Genomic DNA, 2,222 nt, shown 5'->3' with positions numbered 1-2,222 from the left:
CGAGCCGCTCCTGAAGGGCATTCCCTTCAAGGACGGCACTCCGGTGATTGAAAGCACACCGGCTCCTCAAGCGCTGGCCGCCTGATCATGCCGCCTGACCCGCGTACACCACTCTTGACGATTGCTCGTCGGATGACATCCATCGACCATGCACGACCGATCAGGGTGCTGATTGTGGGCGCCAATCCGATCGTGGGAGTAGGATTGAAGCAGGTTCTGCGCAACGAAGCAGACATCGAAGTTGTTGGAGAGATATCTGACCCGCGCGACCTGCAACAGGTCTTCGATGGACCGGGTATCGACGTTGTACTTGCTGATGCACTATCGACGGACGAACCGACGGCGGACATGCTACGAAGTGCTGCTGCGAGCCGAACAGACATCGCGCTTCTCGTGATGACGACGCGCGCAAATGTACATACGCATGCGAGGCTGTTCCGCCCTGGTGCGACGGGTTATGTCGCCAAGGAAAGCGAGCCCGCCGTACTTGTTGCCGCCGTGCGGCACGTCGCCAGCCGTCGTCTGTTCATTGACCAGATACTGGCTGAGGCCATGTTTTTCGCACAGAACATCTACGAGAGTGATCCACGAAAGATACTCTCTCGGCGGGAGTTCGAGGTACTCCAGAAACTGGCCCAAGGTTACAGCCTAAGCGACATATCAAGAGCGCTTAATCTCAGTATCAAGACTGTGAGTACCCATAAGACGCGCTTCATGCAAAAGCTCCAGCTAAGAAGCAGCGCAGATGTGATGCGCTTTGCAATGAAGAATGGCATCGTCTAGTTGGGCTGCCGCCGGTTCAGTGGACAGCAAGTTAAGCTTTTCGAGCCTGCTCAAACTCAACGGGGCTGACGTATCCCAACGTCGAATGTCGGCGGGTTGGATTGTAGAAGCGTTCGATGTAGTCGAACACGTCTGAACGGGCTTCCTCTCGCGACCGATACACCTTGCGCGCCGTGCGCTCGGTTTTCAGGCTGCTAAAGAAGCTTTCCATTGCCGAGTTGTCCCAGACCTCGCCAGCTCGGCTCATGCTGCATGTGATGCCTTGTTCGGCCAACAGTCGCTGGAAGTGCTCGCTCGTGTATTGGGCTGCCCTGGTCCGAGTGATGCATAAGTTCCTTCGGTCTACCTCGTCGCCAGACAGCCATCATCAAGGCATCGGCAACGAGTTGCGATGTCATGTTGTTCTGCATCGACCAGCCGACGATACGCCGCGAATACAAATCGAGCACCGCCGCGACATACAGCCAACCCTCCGCCGTCCAGATATAGGTAAAGTCAGCCACCCATTTCTGATTGGGACCGTCGGCCTGGAATTGACGGTCGAGCACGTTACCGGCAATCGCGTTGCGAGTACCGGCATCCTTCGGCAAGCCACGGCGTCGAGGCCGAGCACGCAAGCCCTGAGTCCGCATCAGTCGCTCAATCCGATGCTGGCCGCAGCGATAGCCTAACGCCAGCACATCACGCCAGACAGGGATCTGACCAAGATCCGGTCAAATTGCTATCATAAGCCTGTAGGTTATGAAGCGACGGATCTCTATGCTTTGATGGAATAAGGAGCTGGGACGTGAATGCATCCCTGAGCTATCGCGTCCGCTTGCGTCGTCGGCATGCAGACAGGTCAACGTGGTCGGCCAGCGCGGGACGGTCGCGTCGTTAGCTGACTGGTCTGAATGTGCGGTCTCTTACGCGGACGTCGTTCGCAGCAAACCCCGCATGACGTCCTCCAGGGTATCGTGCCGGGGACCGTCGGACGCCGCTGCTACGACCCGGAGTACATCACCTTCGAGTCTTGCCTCCCACGAGACGATACGGCGGCGGTCATGGGGAAAGCGGGCCAGTTTTTCGCCAATCAGGCGCTCGATGCCCTGTATGATCTCGCGCCGTATTTCGGGTGGAACACTTTTGTCGAATCCGATCTGATCACGTAGCGCTTCAGCACGCTCGCTCTCGGGCAGGAGGCTGGTATTCCACGCCGCAACTATCGCCGTCAGTGCGCTCTGATATTCCTCCAGTGTTGGATGATCGGATACCTCATCCTGAAGCAGTTGGGCGAGGGGCCAGGAGATTTTCTGCTCCGGCTGCAGGTCATTAGTCGGACCTGAATAATCGTGCGAGGCGTATGCAGTAAGGCTGTGAAGCCGAAACGGTGTTGTTGGATTTGCAAGAAGCGGGCATATTGATGCGTGAATCCTGCAAATCCTGACGAGGTGTGGATG

2 protein-coding genes and 1 pseudogene are annotated in these 2,222 nt (G+C 57.1%); 1 reads left to right on the top strand and 2 read right to left on the bottom strand.

The features are described 5' to 3' along the window. Positions 1 to 132 precede the first annotated feature (132 nt). Positions 133 to 783 (top strand): LuxR C-terminal-related transcriptional regulator, encoded by a 651-nt coding sequence (locus PKKP23_RS33270; RefSeq protein WP_161978207.1) that lies wholly within the window; start codon positions 133 to 135, stop codon positions 781 to 783. A 31-nt stretch (positions 784 to 814) separates the two neighbouring features. Here the strand turns inward: PKKP23_RS33270 and PKKP23_RS33265 are convergent. Next, positions 815 to 1,475, bottom strand: a pseudogene (locus PKKP23_RS33265) (IS3 family transposase); the annotation flags it as partial. A 213-nt stretch (positions 1,476 to 1,688) separates the two neighbouring features. Continuing rightward, on the bottom strand, positions 1,689 to 2,222 hold a 534-nt coding region (locus PKKP23_RS33930; protein WP_161978206.1), incomplete at its 5' end, for a hypothetical protein.

Origin of the sequence: Paraburkholderia kururiensis JCM 10599 = LMG 19447, from assembly GCF_003986935.1 — a bacterium.
Lineage (GTDB): Bacteria > Pseudomonadota > Gammaproteobacteria > Burkholderiales > Burkholderiaceae > Paraburkholderia > Paraburkholderia kururiensis.
This window is presented reverse-complemented; position numbering and strand designations above follow the sequence as displayed.

What these genes read in the sequence shown, in the direction of transcription:
- PKKP23_RS33270 (WP_161978207.1), top strand. Translation starts at nt 133, where the DNA reads ATGACATCCATCGACCATGCACGACCGATCAGGGTGCTGATTGTGGGC.